General features: G+C 70.0%; 9 protein-coding genes. 8 read left to right on the forward strand and 1 reads right to left on the reverse strand.

Annotated elements, in window-relative coordinates:
- Window positions 1-214 precede the first annotated feature (214 nt).
- Window positions 215-2,668: a DEAD/DEAH box helicase gene (locus OG975_RS26060; protein WP_406331786.1), complete on the reverse strand. Its 2,454-nt coding sequence runs from the start codon at window positions 2,666-2,668 to the stop codon at window positions 215-217.
- Between the two features lie 80 nt (window positions 2,669-2,748).
- Here OG975_RS26060 and bldG point away from each other — a divergent pair, with 80 nt between their 5' ends.
- From bldG to topA, 8 genes are all read left to right on the forward strand, one after another.
- Window positions 2,749-3,102 (forward strand): anti-sigma factor antagonist BldG, encoded by a 354-nt coding sequence (gene bldG, locus OG975_RS26065; protein WP_028799135.1) that lies wholly within the window; start codon window positions 2,749-2,751, stop codon window positions 3,100-3,102.
- A 102-nt stretch (window positions 3,103-3,204) separates the two neighbouring features.
- Window positions 3,205-3,642 carry an ATP-binding protein gene (locus tag OG975_RS26070; protein ID WP_330306168.1) on the forward strand — a complete coding sequence of 146 codons (438 nt, stop codon included), beginning with the start codon at window positions 3,205-3,207 and terminating at the stop codon, window positions 3,640-3,642.
- Window positions 3,643-3,942: 300 nt separating this feature from the next.
- Window positions 3,943-6,348 carry a sodium-translocating pyrophosphatase gene (locus OG975_RS26075; RefSeq protein WP_406331787.1) on the forward strand — a complete coding sequence of 802 codons (2,406 nt, stop codon included), beginning with the start codon at window positions 3,943-3,945 and terminating at the stop codon, window positions 6,346-6,348.
- Window positions 6,349-6,553: 205 nt separating this feature from the next.
- Window positions 6,554-7,147 (forward strand): small secreted protein, encoded by a 594-nt coding sequence (locus tag OG975_RS26080; protein WP_406331788.1) that lies wholly within the window; start codon window positions 6,554-6,556, stop codon window positions 7,145-7,147.
- A 163-nt stretch (window positions 7,148-7,310) separates the two neighbouring features.
- Window positions 7,311-8,840 (forward strand): methyltransferase, encoded by a 1,530-nt coding sequence (locus tag OG975_RS26085; protein ID WP_406331789.1) that lies wholly within the window; start codon window positions 7,311-7,313, stop codon window positions 8,838-8,840.
- Between the two features lie 231 nt (window positions 8,841-9,071).
- Window positions 9,072-11,537 carry a protein kinase domain-containing protein gene (locus OG975_RS26090; protein WP_406331790.1) on the forward strand — a complete coding sequence of 822 codons (2,466 nt, stop codon included), beginning with the start codon at window positions 9,072-9,074 and terminating at the stop codon, window positions 11,535-11,537.
- 109 nt (window positions 11,538-11,646) lie between these two features.
- Complete coding sequence (locus OG975_RS26095; RefSeq protein ID WP_406331791.1) at window positions 11,647-11,844, forward strand: hypothetical protein; 198 nt, start codon at window positions 11,647-11,649, stop codon at window positions 11,842-11,844.
- A 239-nt stretch (window positions 11,845-12,083) separates the two neighbouring features.
- On the forward strand, window positions 12,084-14,897 hold the full coding sequence (gene topA, locus OG975_RS26100) for a type I DNA topoisomerase (RefSeq protein ID WP_406331792.1): 2,814 nt from the start codon (window positions 12,084-12,086) through the stop codon (window positions 14,895-14,897).
- Window positions 14,898-14,994 lie beyond the last annotated feature (97 nt).

The following is a 14,994-nucleotide window of genomic DNA, read 5'->3' on the forward strand; positions in this document are numbered from 1 at the left end:
AGCTACCGGGTCGGTCGATCCCAGCTCGGCGGGACTTACGGGTCCGCTTGAGGCCGGCTCGGCGGGACTTACGGATCCGGTTGATCCCGGCCCGCCCGCCGGTCCACCGTGGGCGGTCCCGGAGCCGCCATGAGCGCTCAGCTCACGGTGGCCGGACCAGGAGCCGTCATCAGCGCTCGGTCCACCGTGGGTGGACCCGGAGCCTGCACCGGCCTCAGTCCTCTGGCGCGGCCCGTAGCAACTCCGTGAGCAGCCGTACGGCTCCCCGCTTGTGCAACGGATCGTTCCCGTTGCCGCACTTGGGGGACTGGATGCAGGACGGGCAGCCGGCGTCGCACTCGCAGGAGGCGATGGCCTGACGGGTGGCGGTGAGCCAGGCGCGGGCGGTGTGGAAGGCGCGTTCGGCGAATCCGGCGCCGCCCGGGTGGCCGTCGTACACGAAGACGGTGGGCAGGAGCGTGTCCGGGTGGAGGGGGATGGAGACGCCGCCGATGTCCCAGCGGTCGCAGGTGGCGAAGAGCGGCAGCATGCCGATCGACGCATGCTCGGCGGCGTGCAGGGCGCCGCCGAGGATCTCCGGGTTGATCCGGGCCGCGTCCAGCTGGTCCTCGGTGACCGTCCACCACACGGCGCGCGTACGGAGCGTACGAGGAGGGAGGTCGAGTTTCGTCTCGCCCAGTACTTCACCGGTGATGACACGTCGACGCAGGAAGGAGACGACTTGGTTGGTGACTTCGACGGAGCCGTAGCACAACCGGCCCTCGCCCCAGGGGACTTCGGTGTCGGTCTCCAGGATGGAGATGGACGTCGTGTCGCGGGCGACCGTCGAATAGGGCGGGTTGGCCTCCTCGACCAGCGCGACCGAGTCCTCCAGGTCCAGGTGCCTCACCAGGTACGTACGGCCTTGATGCAGGTGGACCGCGCCCTCGTGGACCGTCGTGTGCGCGGCGCCGGCGTCGACCGTGCCGAGCAGCCGCCCGGTCCCGTCCTCGACGATCTGCACCGGGCTGCCGCCCTCGCCGCGGATGTCGGTCAGGTCGGCGGCCCGCTCCCGGCGCGTCCAGTGCCAGGCCTTCGTCCGGCGGCGCAGCAGCTTCGCGGCCTCCAGCTGCGGCAGCAGACCGGCGGTGGCCGGGCCGAAGAGCTCCAGGTCGTCGTCCGTGAGCGGGATCTCGGCGGCGGCGGCGCACAGGTGCGGGGCGAGGACGTACGGGTTGTCGGGGTCGAGGACGGTGGATTCCACCGGCTGGTCGAACAGGGCCTCGGGGTGGTGGACGAGGAACGTGTCCAGCGGGTCGTCGCGGGCGACGAGGATCGCCAGCGCGCCCTGCCCGGAGCGTCCCGCGCGGCCCGCCTGCTGCCACAGGGACGCGCGGGTGCCCGGGTAGCCGGCGATGACGACGGCGTCCAGCCCGGAGATGTCGACGCCGAGTTCGAGGGCGGTGGTGGCGGCGAGGCCGAGGAGTTCACCGGAGTGCAGGGCGCGTTCCAGAGCGCGGCGTTCCTCGGGGAGGTAGCCGCCGCGGTACGCGGCCACGCGCCGGGCCAGTGAGCGGTCGACCTCGGCGAGGCGTTCCTGGGCGATCACCGCGATGAGCTCGGCGCCGCGGCGGGACCGTACGAAGGCGATCGAGCGCATGCCCTGGACGGTCAGGTCGGTCAGCAGGTCGGCCGTCTCGGCGGTGGCGGTACGCCGAACGGGTGCACCCTTCTCGCCGTGCAGCTCGGTGAGTGGGGGCTCCCAGAGGGCGAACACCAGTTCCCCGCGTGGGGAGGCGTCGTCCGCGACCTCGACGACCGGGAGACCGGTCAGCCGGCGCGCGGCGACCGAGGGCTCGGCGGCGGTCGCGGAGGCCAGCAGGAAGACCGGGGAGGCGCCGTAGCGGGCGCACAGGCGGCGCAGACGGCGCAGCACCTGGGCGACGTGGGAGCCGAAGACACCGCGGTAGGTGTGGCACTCGTCGATGACGACGTACTTCAGGGCACGGAGGAAGGAGGACCAGCGGGGGTGGGAGGGCAATATCCCGCGGTGCAGCATGTCGGGGTTGGTCAGGACGTAGTTGGCGTACTGACGTACCCATTCGCGTTCCTCGAAGGGAGTGTCCCCGTCGTACACGGCTGGGCGTACGGCATTGCCCAGAGGTTGTGAAAGTTCCTTCACGGAGCGGCACTGGTCGGCTGCGAGGGCCTTTGTGGGGGCCAGGTACAGCGCGGTGGCCCCCCGGCCGTTCGCGGCCTCGGAGCCGTCCAGGAGGGCTGTCAGGACCGGGACGAGGTATGCCAGGGACTTGCCGGAGGCCGTGCCCGTGGCGACGACCACCGACTCGCCGTCCAGGGCGTGCTCGGCGGCCAGTGCCTGGTGGGCCCAGGGGTGCTCGATTCCCGCGGCCTGCACCGCGGCGATGACCTCCGGACGGATCCGGTCGGGCCACACGGCATGGCGACCCTCTCGCGGGGGCAAGTGCTCCGTATGAGTGATGCGCGAAGCCCGGCTCGGTCCCGAGGCGAGCCGGTCCAGGACCGTGCCCGGCGAGGGGCGGGAAGCGGTGTCCGTCGAGGGTCGATCGGATCGGTGATTCTTGGCCATCGGCATCGAGTGTGTCACTGGCGTGACGGACAATGGGCCCAAGGCGTCGTGCACGCCTGCCGGTAAGTGATTGAATGCCATCGCGGCTGGCGAACCGTCCAGGGGGCTCTGCCGAGGTGTCCCATGGGGCGACCGCTCGATAGCAAGGTGCTGGAGGATCCGTGGACCTGTCCCTGTCGACTCGCAATGTGTCTGGCCCTAACGGCGACCGTACGGTCGTCGAGGTCGGCGGCGAAATCGATGTATATACCGCGCCCAAGCTGCGCGAGCAGCTGGTCGAGCTGGTGAACGACGGCAGTTTCCACCTTGTCGTCGACATGGAGGGCGTGGACTTCCTCGACTCCACCGGGCTCGGCGTACTTGTGGGCGGCCTGAAGCGTGTACGTGCCCATGAGGGCTCGCTGCGACTGGTCTGCAACCAGGAGCGCATTCTGAAGATCTTCCGTATTACCGGTCTCACCAAGGTGTTCCCGATCCACACCTCGGTGGAGGAGGCGGTCAACGCCACCGACTGACCACCAGTCTCCCCGGGCCGTGGGCCCGGGTTCGCAGAAGTTGGGGGGACTGGGCTCACGGCCCGGTCCCCTGACAGCACGCCCGTTGTCTGAGGGGGATGCATGGCCACCGTTGAGCTCCGCTTCAGCGCGCTGCCCGAGCACGTCAGGACCGCCCGACTGGTGGCGGCGGCGGTGGCGCGCAGGGCCGGAGTGGACGAGGCCGTACTCGACGAGGTCAGACTCGCTGTCGGTGAGGCCTGCAGTCGTGCCGTCGGACTTCACCAGAGCAGCGGCACCTCGGCGCCGGTGCGGGTGACGCTGACCGAGGAGGAGAAGCAGTTCTCCATCGAGGTCGGCGACGAGGCGCCGCGAACGGCGCCGGGTGAGACGGTGTCCGGTTCCTCCCGAGGCGATTCGGACGCGGAGACCGAAGAGGACGAGATGGGCCTTGCGGTCATCAGCGGCCTCGTCGACGACGTGGAAGTCACGGCCGGGGAGAACGGCGGACTGATCAGGATGAGCTGGCCGACCACGCCGCCGGCCACGCTCGCTCCCTGACCGCGTCCCGACCTCATCCTCGCGAAAAACCAAAAGGGCCCTGCTCAGCAGGGCCCTTTTTGTGTGCGCCGCCCACGCGTCCGCCCTTTCGTGAATTGATTCACGATCAATCACGCGATTATTTGATCATGCGTCAACGCTTTTGGGGCATTACTTCTTTTGGGTTCCATGGACACCCGTCGATCATTTGCTGAAGAGCATGTGAAGGCTAATTCCGTTTACCGCGCACTGTTTTGATCAGGTTCCGGTACCTACAATCCGTCCACATCTTGAGCTCAGCACAGGCGTCAAGGAGGACGAATGGCGGGGCTTTCTACCCCTCATCAGTTTGACCAACCCACAACCTTCGCAGCCGCAGTACTGACGGACGACAACCGTCTCATCATCATGGTCATCGGAGTCGTCGCGCTGGCCGCGCTCGTGGTCGCCGGGGTCCTGGTGCGCCAGGTCCTCGCGGCGGGCGAGGGCACCGACAGCATGAAGAAGATCGCGACGGCGATCCAGGAGGGCGCGAATGCCTACCTGGGACGGCAGATGCGCACGCTCGCCGCATTCGCCGCCGTGGTGTTCTTCCTGCTCCTGCTGCTCCCCGCGGACGACTGGAATCAGCGCGCCGGCCGATCGATCTTCTTCTTGATCGGCGCGGTGTTCTCGGCGACCACCGGCTATATCGGTATGTGGCTCGCCGTACGCAGCAATGTCCGCGTGGCCGCCGCGGCACGGGAAGCGACCCCGGCGGAGGGTGAGCCCGAAAAGGATCTCACCGCCGTCTCGCACAAAGCCATGAAGATCGCTTTCCGCACGGGCGGCGTCGTCGGCATGTTCACGGTGGGGCTCGGTCTGCTGGGCGCCTCCTGTGTGGTGCTGGTGTACGCGGCCAACGCGCCGAAGGTCCTGGAGGGCTTCGGTCTCGGCGCCGCGCTGATCGCCATGTTCATGCGTGTCGGCGGCGGCATCTTCACCAAGGCCGCCGACGTCGGCGCCGACCTGGTCGGCAAGGTCGAGCAGGGCATTCCGGAAGACGATCCGCGCAATGCCGCGACCATCGCCGACAACGTGGGCGACAACGTCGGCGACTGCGCGGGCATGGCGGCCGACCTCTTCGAGTCGTACGCCGTCACGCTCGTCGCCGCGCTGATCCTCGGCAAGGCGGCGTTCGGCGACTCCGGGCTCGCGTTCCCGCTGATCGTGCCCGCGATCGGCGTACTCACCGCGATGGTCGGCATCTTCGCGGTGGCGCCCCGGCGCTCCGACCGCAGCGGCATGTCCGCGATCAACCGCGGTTTCTTCATCTCCGCGGTGATCTCGCTGGCACTGGTGGCCGCGGCCGTCTACATCTACCTCCCGGCGACGTACGCCGATCTGGACGGTGTCACGGACGCGGCGATCAAGGCCAAGGACGGCGACCCGCGGATCCTCGCGTTGGTCGCTGTCGCGATCGGCATCGTGCTGGCCGCGCTGATCCAGCAGCTGACCGGCTATTTCACCGAGACCACCCGCCGTCCCGTACGGGACATCGGCAAGACCTCGCTCACCGGTGCGGCCACCGTCATCCTCGCCGGTATCTCCGTGGGTCTCGAATCGGCCGTCTACACCGCCCTGTTGATCGGCCTCGGCGTGTACGGGGCGTTTCTGCTCGGCGGTACGTCGATCATGCTGGCGCTCTTCGCGGTCGCCCTGGCCGGTACCGGCCTGCTCACCACGGTCGGTGTCATCGTCGCCATGGACACCTTCGGTCCGGTCTCCGACAACGCGCAGGGCATCGCGGAGATGTCCGGCGACGTCACGGGCGCGGGCGCTCAGGTCCTCACCGACCTGGACGCCGTCGGCAACACCACCAAGGCCATCACCAAGGGCATCGCCATCGCCACGGCCGTCCTCGCGGCCTCGGCGCTCTTCGGCTCGTACCGTGACGCGATCACCACGGCCGCGGACGACGTGGGCGAGAAGCTCTCCGGGGCGGGCGCGCCGATGAACCTGATGATGGACATCTCACAGCCCAACAACCTGGTGGGTCTCATCGCGGGCGCCGCGGTCGTCTTCCTCTTCTCAGGGCTCGCGATCAACGCGGTCTCGCGGTCCGCCGGGGCCGTGGTCTACGAGGTGCGGCGGCAGTTCCGCGAGCACCCCGGGATCATGGACTACACCGAGAAGCCCGAATACGGGCGCGTCGTCGACATCTGCACCAAGGACGCGCTGCGCGAACTCGCCACGCCCGGCCTGCTCGCCGTTCTCACCCCGATCGCGATCGGGTTCACGCTCGGGGTCGGCGCGCTCGGCTCGTTCCTCGCGGGTGCGATCGGCACCGGCACGCTGATGGCGGTCTTCCTCGCCAACTCCGGTGGCGCGTGGGACAACGCGAAGAAACTCGTCGAGGACGGCCACCATGGCGGCAAGGGCAGCGAGGCCCACGCCGCGACGGTGATCGGCGACACGGTCGGTGACCCGTTCAAGGACACCGCGGGACCCGCCATCAACCCGCTGCTGAAGGTGATGAACCTGGTGTCGTTGCTGATCGCGCCGGCGATCGTCAAGTTCTCGTACGGCGACGACAAGAACGTCGGTCTACGGGTGGTCATCGCCGTCCTCGCGATCCTCGTGATCGTGGGCGCGGTGTACATCTCCAAGCGGCGCGGGATCGCCGTGGGTGACGAGGACAACGCGGAAAGGGTGGCCAAGTCGGCTGACCCTGCGGTGGTTTCGTAGCTCTCGGGTTCCATGGCCGGCCAGGTGCCGGTCAACGGGCGGGCGTACGGCGTGTATTGATGCGTCGTGCGCCCGCCCTGTGTGTGTTCACACCCTCTTCGTGAGCCTTCTCTCGCTTGGTGCAAATGGCTTCAATAGTGGTCTTAATGGACATTCGGAATGCGGATGTCGCCCACTTGGCGTGTATGTTCCGGGGCCGAGAGCCATGGAAGGGACCAATCCGGTGAACAAGAAGCTCGCGGCCGCACTGTCCGGCGGTGCGGTACTGGTACTGGCGCTGTCGGGATGCAGCAGCGACAACGGCAACAGCGACAAGCTGAACTCCTGGGCCAAGGAGGTCTGCGGCGCGGTGCAGCCGCAGGCCAAGAAGATCGAGGCCGCCAACGCCGCGATCCAGAAGGAGACCTCGGACAACAGCACGCCGGAAGCCGTCCAGAAGACGGACGCACAGGCCTTTCAGGACATGTCCGACGCCTACAAGGCGATCGGCTCCGCCGTCGACAAGGCGGGCGCCCCGGACGTCACCGACGGCGAGACGAAGCAGACCAACGCGGTCAAGGAGCTCAACGACATCTCCGCGTCGTACGCCGACCTGAAGAAGCAGGTCGACGAGCTCGACACCAAGGACCAGGCCAAGTTCGCGGACGGCCTGAAGGGCATCGCGACCCAGCTCGACAAGCTGAGCCAGAGCGGGAACGACGCCCTGAAGAAGCTTGAGGAGGGGGATGTGGGCCAGGCTATGGCCCAGCAGGAGAGCTGCAAGTCCACGTCCAGTTCTCCGTCGGCCACCCAGGGTTGAGCCCTGGGAGAGCGATCCTTCGGCCAGCCGAAAAGGGCCCGGTACACGCGCGTGCCGGGCCCTCGGCGTTGCGCCGGAGGTGTGGCACGGCTCGCGGCGCGCGCCGTCCACAGGTGGCGGCCCTGTCCACAGGTGCACGTCGCTTTCGGCGGGAGCGGACACAATGGGAAGCGTGAGTCACACCAGCCTGTCACCGTTGCCCTCGTCCGACCGCGTCGACGTCGCCGCTCGGCTGCGGGACGCCCTGCTCGGCGCCTCCTTCACCGCCGACGGACTGCTCGATTTGCTCGGCGCCCCCGCGTACGCGGCGCTGGCGCGCAGTGAGACCGTGCCCGCGCTCCGGGCGACCCGCGGGGACACGCCGCTGGAGACGCTCGTACGGCTGTTCCTGCTCCAGCAGCCCGTGCCGCACGCGCGCGTGGTGGACGTGCTGCCGGTCGAGGACTGTCTGGCGGGCGGCTGGCTGACCCGGGTGGGCGAGGACGAGGTCGCCGCGACCGCGGACGTCCGGCCGTACGGCGGGCCCGGCGGCGAGGACTGGTTCATCGTGTCCGACCTGGGGTGCGCCGTCGGCGGCGCGGGCGGTATCGGCAGCCGGGAGGAAGGCGTCGTCCTCGGGGTGGGCGGGGCCTCCATGACCCTCGCCGGCATCACCGTCCGTACGCCCGTCTCCTCCGCCCTCGACCTCGGCACCGGCTCCGGGATCCAGGCCCTGCACGCCGCGCAGCACGCCACACGGGTGACCGCGACCGACCTGAACCCCCGCGCGCTGCACATCACCGCGCTCACCCTCGCGCTCTCCGGCGCCCCGGCCGCCGACCTGCGGGAGGGCTCCCTCTTCGAGCCGGTCGCGGACGACGAGACGTACGACCTGATCGTCTCGAACCCGCCCTTCGTGATCTCTCCCGGCGCCCGGCTCACCTACCGCGACGGCGGAATGGGCGGGGACGATCTGTGCCGCACGCTCGTTCAGGAGGCGGGGGACCGGCTGAACGAAGGGGGATACGCGCAGTTCCTGGCCAACTGGCAGCACGTGGAGGGCGAGGACTGGCAGGACCGGCTGCGCTCCTGGGTGCCGCGCGGCTGCGACGCGTGGATCGTGCAGCGCGAGGTCCAGGACGTCACGCAGTACGCCGAGTTGTGGCTGCGTGACGCGGGTGACCACCGCGACGACCCGGCGGCCTACCAGGCGCGGTACGACGCGTGGCTGGACGAGTTCGAGGCGCGCAAGGTGAAGGCGGTCGGCTTCGGCTGGATCACCCTGCGCAAGGCGGCGGCCGACCGGCCCTCGATCACGGTCGAGGAGTGGCCGCACCCCGTCGAGCAGCCGCTCGGCGAGACCGTGAGCGCGCACTTCGACCGCGTCGACTTTCTGCGGGCGCACGACGACGCGGCCCTGCTCGCCGGACACTTCAAGCTCGTGGCGGAGGTCGTCCAGGAGCAGGTCGGGCTGCCCGGCGCGGAGGACCCGGAGCACGTGGTGCTGCGCCAGAACCGCGGGATGCGCCGGGCCACCAAGGTGGACACGGTCGGCGCGGGCTTCGCGGGCGTGTGCGACGGCACGCTGAGCGCGGGCCGGATTCTCGACGCCATCGCCCAACTGGTCGGCGAGGATCCGGTGTTGCTGCGCGACCGGACGCCCGCGCAGATCCGCCTGCTGGTGGAGCAGGGGTTCCTCGAGCCCGCGGAATGAGGGGGGCGGGACCGGAGCGCTTGGACCGGGAGCGTGCGGGCGCCCCGGGGCCGTCCTGACGGCGTAGCTCCTGAGGCGTATCCGTACCGCTGAGCCGCATGTGCCCGTTCTGGCGGGATTGGAAAGGATTGCTCCGCAAAAGGGCTCCTGTCAGTGGCAGGTGCGAAGCTACCTTCAAGAGACAAGTTCCACGCGTCCTCGGGGGAGGCGCGCTGTCTCGGGGGAGGCGTGATGGCGGGGGAGACGCCGGATCAGGGCGAGGGCAGGCTCATCAGTGGCCGATATCGGCTGCTGCGGACGCTCGGCGCGGGCGGCATGGGGCGCGTATGGCTCGCGTACGACGAGGAGTTGGCCTGCGAGGTCTCCATGAAGGAGGTCGCGCTGCCGGACACGCCGATGGACGCCGGAGAGACGGCGCAGCGCATCGCGCGGGCACGCAGCGAAGCCCGGCACGCGGCGCGCTTACGGGGACATCCCCATGTGGCCACCGTGCACGACGTGGTGGTGCACGAGGGGCTGCCGTGGATCGTCATGGAGTATGTGCCGGACGCGGTCGACCTCCAGGCGGTCGTACGGCGGTCGGGGCCGCTGTCGCCCGCGGGGACCGCCCGGATCGGCCTCGCCGTCCTCGACGCGCTCACCGCGGGACACCGGATCGGCATCCTCCACAGGGATGTGAAACCGGCCAACATCCTTCTGGCGCCGGACGCTTCGGGCGACCCCTACGCGCGCGTGCTGCTCACCGACTACGGCATCGCGCTCCAGCCCGAGTCCCGCGAGCCACGCCTCACCGCCACCGCCGGCATCCTCGGCACACCCGGCTATCTCGCCCCCGAGCGCGCCCGCGGCGAGCCGCCCACCCCCGCCGCCGACCTCTTCTCCCTGGGCGCCACGCTGTACGCCGCGGTGGAGGGCCGCGGCCCCTTCGACCGCCACGGCAGCTACGCGACGCTGACGGCCCTGCTCGGCGAAGAGCCCACACCGCCGGTCCGCGCCGGCGAACTGGCGCCCGTGCTGCACGGGTTGCTCGTCAAAGACCCCGTCCGCCGGTTCTCGCCGGAGGCGGTCGCGCGGGGGCTGGAGCAGGTGGTGCGGGGAGCGGCAGGCGCGGGGTCCGGGTCACCGCCGGGATGGGGGGCCTCGCCCGCGCAGGGTTCGGCACCGGGCGGATTCGGGCCGCCACCGGGCGCGTTCGGGGCGACGCCCGCCGGATTCGGTCCGGCGCCGGAGGGCTTCGGGGCCGTACCCGGCGGCCCGTCCGCGAGCGTGCCCTCGGACGAGGTCGCGGGGGCACCTCCGGGCTATGTGGCAGGCGCGCCTCCCGGGTATGCCGCGGGCCCGCCCCCGGGACAGGCGGGGACTCCGTCGCAGGGGCCGTACGGCGGCCCGTACGCGGACCGGGCCGGCGGATCGACGCCGGGCACCCCACAGCGGCCGGGCACCCCACAGACCCCTGGCGCGCCTCCCACTCCGAACACCCCGCACACGCCGGGCGGTCCGGCCACCCCGAGGACGGGCGCCGCGGCCGACACCCCCGCAGCGGGCGGCCCCGCCACACCGGCCGCCGGTCCCCCGTCGCCGTACGCCCCATGGGGTTCAGCGGCCCCACAGAGTGCGTACGATTTCCGCAACCCCTACGCGAGCGCCCCGGACTCGCCCTACGCGGCGAGCGGCGCGCCGCCGCCCCACGAGGGTGGTCCGCCCCTGCCGACCCACCCGTACGTGGGCAGCCCATCCGTGCCGCTGCCGTACACGGGCGGTCCGCCCGGACCGCCACCCCCGCCCACGAGCGGCAAGAGGCGCGGTGCCGTGATCGCCCTCGTCGTGGCCGTCGTCCTGGTGATCGCCGGCGGTGCCTGGGCCGCCGTCTCGCTGTCGTCCGGTGGTGACGGCGGCAAGAAGGACAACGCGGCGAAGAAGTCGCCGTCGGCCTCGGCGAGTACGCCGACGGCGGCGGAGCCGACGGGGCCTGTGTATCCGTACGGCGAGCAGGCGGGCCTCAGCAACCCGTTGCAGGCGGGCGACTGCGTGAAGGCGGTCTGGTCGGGCACCCCCTTCAAGTCGGTGCCGAACCTCGGTGTCGTGGACTGCGCCGACGACTGGCCGGACGGCCAGGTGGTGGCCGTCGATACGGCGACCGACTACGCCGACGCCCAGGCCCGGGGCGCGCAGCGCTGCGCGCGGCAGGCCGAGCCGATGGCGACCGCCCTGCCCGACGCGGGCGCCTACGCCCTTCTCCCGACGAAGGCGGGGTTCGACGCGGCCTCCGGCGGTACGGCATGTCTCGTACTGGGACGGCATGTTCCCATCGGGGGCGAGGTGGGATGGCTCCGGGACAAGGGCATGGACCTGTACGCCGCGCAGATGGCCGTGGGCGACTGCTGGACGTACGTCGACAAGGGGGGCGACTCGTTCCAGTCCCTGCTGACCGATTGCTCCAAACCGCACACCGACCAGGTCGTCGGCTTCGCCGCCGCGCCCGGGAGCATGGACTACAAGAAGGGGATCGACAACGGAGGAAAGCTCTGCAGCAACAAATTCGAGTCGAGTTGGGCGCCCGGATCGGAGCTGAAGACCTACGGCTGGCTGGGCGACAGGGAAGACTGGAACGACGGATTCACCACAGTCGTGTGCACGGTGGGCCACACCGACAACAGCAGAACGACCGGGAAGATACCGACGCCCGGCACGGTCTGAGTGCCCCCACGGTGTGCCGGTTGCCTCGTGTTCACCGCAGGTTCGCATGTGCGCTTCCGGGGCGTGCCAGCCTCCCGACCCTGAGGACTCGGGGCGGAAGGACACACCCATGGAAAGCGGACCGGCGATCTTTGTGGGGACGGTGTTCGCCCTGTTCGGAGGCGGACTGCTGGCCTGGACCGCGGTCCGGCTGCGGCAGGGCGAGCCCGTCGCCCACGGTGTGAGCCGCGTCGCATCGGCGACGGTCGCGAGCGTCGCCGGAACTGGTGCGCTGGTACTCGGGATGTGGTGTTTCACGCGCGCGTGAAGGCCGGTACTCCGGTAACTGGGAGGTCACGCTCCGGATAGACCCGAAAAAGGGCTGGTGGGTACTCCGGGCGGCAGGAATGGCGGTAGTCGGGTTACCGTTCGAGTGGCCGTTGCGGGCTTTTCCCGTTTGACACGGGGGCGGGATGTACCGTCACACTCCGCAGCGTCAGCACGACCCGACCCCCGGGACCAAGGCCCGTGGGGAGATCCCCGCGTCGACCGGAGAGAAGAGCGAAGTTGTCCCCGACCAGCGACACCGCACACGGCGGCCGCCGACTCGTCATCGTCGAGTCGCCTGCCAAGGCGAAGACGATCAAGGGCTATCTCGGCCCCGGCTATGTCGTCGAAGCGAGCGTCGGGCACATCCGCGACCTCCCCAACGGCGCCGCGGAGGTGCCCGAGAAGTACACCGGCGAGGTGCGCCGCCTCGGCGTGGACGTCGAGCACGACTTCCAGCCGATCTACGTGGTCAACGCTGACAAGAGGGCCCAGGTCAAGAAGCTCAAGGACCTGCTGAAGGACTCCGACGAACTCTTCCTCGCCACCGATGAGGACCGCGAGGGCGAGGCCATCGCGTGGCACCTCCTGGAGGTCCTCAAGCCCAAGGTTCCCGTCCACCGGATGGTCTTCCACGAGATCACCAAGGAGGCGATCCGCGAGGCTGTCGCCAACCCGCGCGAGCTCAACACGCGCATGGTCGACGCCCAGGAGACCCGCCGCATCCTCGACCGCCTCTACGGCTACGAGGTCTCGCCGGTCCTGTGGAAGAAGGTCATGCCGCGGCTGTCGGCGGGCCGCGTGCAGTCCGTGGCGACCCGCCTCGTCGTCGAGCGGGAGCGCGAGCGCATCGCCTTCCGCTCCGCCGAGTACTGGGACCTGACCGGCACCTTCGGCACCGGCCGCGCCGGTGACAACAGCGACCCGTCCAACCTGGTCGCCCGCCTCACCGCGGTCGACGGCAAGCGCGTCGCCCAGGGCCGCGACTTCGACTCGCTGGGCCAGATCAAGGGCGCCAACACGCTCCACCTGGACGAGGCGAACGCCCGCGCGCTCGCCGCCGCCCTGGAGAACACGAACTTCTCGGTCCGCTCGGTCGAGTCCAAGCCGTACCGCCGCTCGCCGTACGCGCCGTTCCGTACGACGACGCTCCAGCAGGAGGCCTCGCGCAAGCTCGGCTTCGGTGCGAAGGCGACCATGCAGGTGGCACAGAAGCTGTACGAGAACGGCTTCATCACCTACATGCGTACGGACTCCACGACCCTGTCGGACACGGCGATCACCGCCGCCCGCGCCCAGGTCACGCAGCTGTACGGCGCCGACTACCTGCCGGACAAGCCGCGCGTGTACGCCGGGAGGGTCAAGAACGCGCAGGAGGCGCACGAGGCGATCCGCCCCTCGGGTGATCGTTTCCGCACCCCGGCCGAGACGGGTCTGACCGGCGACCAGTTCAAGCTCTACGAGCTGATCTGGAAGCGGACCGTCGCCTCCCAGATGAAGGACGCGGTCGGAAACTCCGTCACCGTGAAGATCGCCGGTGCGGCCGCCGACGGCCGTGACGCCGAGTTCAGCGCCTCCGGCAAGACGATCACCTTCCACGGCTTCCTGAAGGCGTACGTCGAGGGCGCGGACGACCCGAACGCCGAGCTCGACGACCGCGAGCGCCGTCTCCCGCAGGTCGGCGAGGGCGACCCGCTGTCCGCCGAGGAGATCACCGTCGACGGGCACGCCACCAAGCCCCCGGCCCGCTACACCGAGGCCAGCCTGGTCAAGGAGCTCGAAGAGCGCGAGATCGGCCGCCCGTCGACGTACGCGTCGATCATCGGCACGATCCTCGACCGCGGCTATGTCTTCAAGAAGGGCACGGCACTCGTCCCGTCCTTCCTGTCCTTCGCCGTGGTCAACCTCCTGGAGAAGCACTTCGGCCGGCTCGTCGACTACGACTTCACCGCCAAGATGGAGGACGACCTCGACCGCATCGCGCGGGGCGAGGCGCAGGCCGTGCCGTGGCTGAAGCGGTTCTACTTCGGCGAGGGCGAGGCGACCGGTGCCGCCGAGGCCGGCAACGGCGACGGCGACCACCTGGGCGGCCTCAAGGAGCTCGTCACCGACCTGGGCGCCATCGACGCCCGCGAGGTGTCGTCCTTCCCGGTCGGCAACGACATCGTGCTCCGCGTGGGCCGCTACGGCCCCTACGTCGAGCGCGGCGAGAAGGACGCCGAGAACCACCAGCGCGCCGACGTGCCCGAGGACCTGGCCCCGGACGAGCTGACGGTCGACCTCGCGGAGGAACTGCTCGCCAAGCCGAGCGGTGACTTCGAGCTCGGCGCCGACCCGGCGACGGGCCACCAGATCATCGCCAGGGACGGCCGCTACGGCCCCTACGTCACCGAGGTGCTCCCCGAGGGCACCCCGAAGACGGGCAAGAACGCCGTCAAGCCGCGTACGGCCTCGCTGTTCAAGTCGATGTCGCTCGACACGGTGACCCTTGAGGACGCCCTCAAGCTGATGTCCCTGCCGCGCGTCGTCGGCAAGGACGCCGAGGGCGTGGAGATCACCGCGCAGAACGGGCGCTACGGGCCGTACCTGAAGAAGGGCACGGACTCGCGATCGCTCACCGCCGAGGACCAGCTCTTCACCATCACGCTCGAAGAGGCGCTGGAGATCTACTCGCAGCCCAAGCAGCGTGGCCGTGCGGCCGCCAAGCCGCCGCTGAAGGAGCTGGGCACCGACCCGGTCAGCGAGAAGCCTGTCGTCGTCAAGGACGGCCGTTTCGGGCCGTACGTGACCGACGGCGAGACCAACGCGACCCTGCGCTCCGGCGACAGCGTCGAGGACATCACCCCCGAGCGCGGCTACGAGCTGCTCGCCGAGAAGCGCGCCAAGGCACCGGCCAAGAAGACCGCGAAGAAGGCTGTGGCCAAGAAGGCACCCGCCAAGAAGGCCCCGGCCAAGAAAACGGCCGCAAAGAAGACGACGACTTCGAAGACGGCCGCCAAGAAGGCACCCGCCAAGAAGACCGCCGCCAAGAAGACGGCGGCTTCGGAGGGCTGAGGCCGCAGGACGACGGCCGCTTCCGAGGGCCGGATCCCGTGTGCCTGAGCGTGTGCCTGAGGTGCCCGGCACGTGTACGCCCCTACACCTTTTGGTG

The organism is Streptomyces sp. NBC_00203, from assembly GCF_045206325.1.
GTDB classification, from domain to species: domain Bacteria; phylum Actinomycetota; class Actinomycetes; order Streptomycetales; family Streptomycetaceae; genus Streptomyces; species Streptomyces lutosisoli.

Coding starts and splice junctions, on each gene's coding strand:
- OG975_RS26080 (WP_406331788.1), top strand. CDS start 6,554: ATGGAAGGGACCAATCCGGTGAACAAGAAGCTCGCGGCCGCACTGTCC.
- OG975_RS26085 (WP_406331789.1), top strand. CDS start 7,311: ATGGGAAGCGTGAGTCACACCAGCCTGTCACCGTTGCCCTCGTCCGAC.
- OG975_RS26075 (WP_406331787.1), top strand. CDS start 3,943: ATGGCGGGGCTTTCTACCCCTCATCAGTTTGACCAACCCACAACCTTC.
- OG975_RS26060 (WP_406331786.1), bottom strand. CDS start 2,668: ATGGCATTCAATCACTTACCGGCAGGCGTGCACGACGCCTTGGGCCCA.
- OG975_RS26070 (WP_330306168.1), top strand. CDS start 3,205: ATGGCCACCGTTGAGCTCCGCTTCAGCGCGCTGCCCGAGCACGTCAGG.
- OG975_RS26090 (WP_406331790.1), top strand. CDS start 9,072: ATGGCGGGGGAGACGCCGGATCAGGGCGAGGGCAGGCTCATCAGTGGC.
- OG975_RS26095 (WP_406331791.1), top strand. CDS start 11,647: ATGGAAAGCGGACCGGCGATCTTTGTGGGGACGGTGTTCGCCCTGTTC.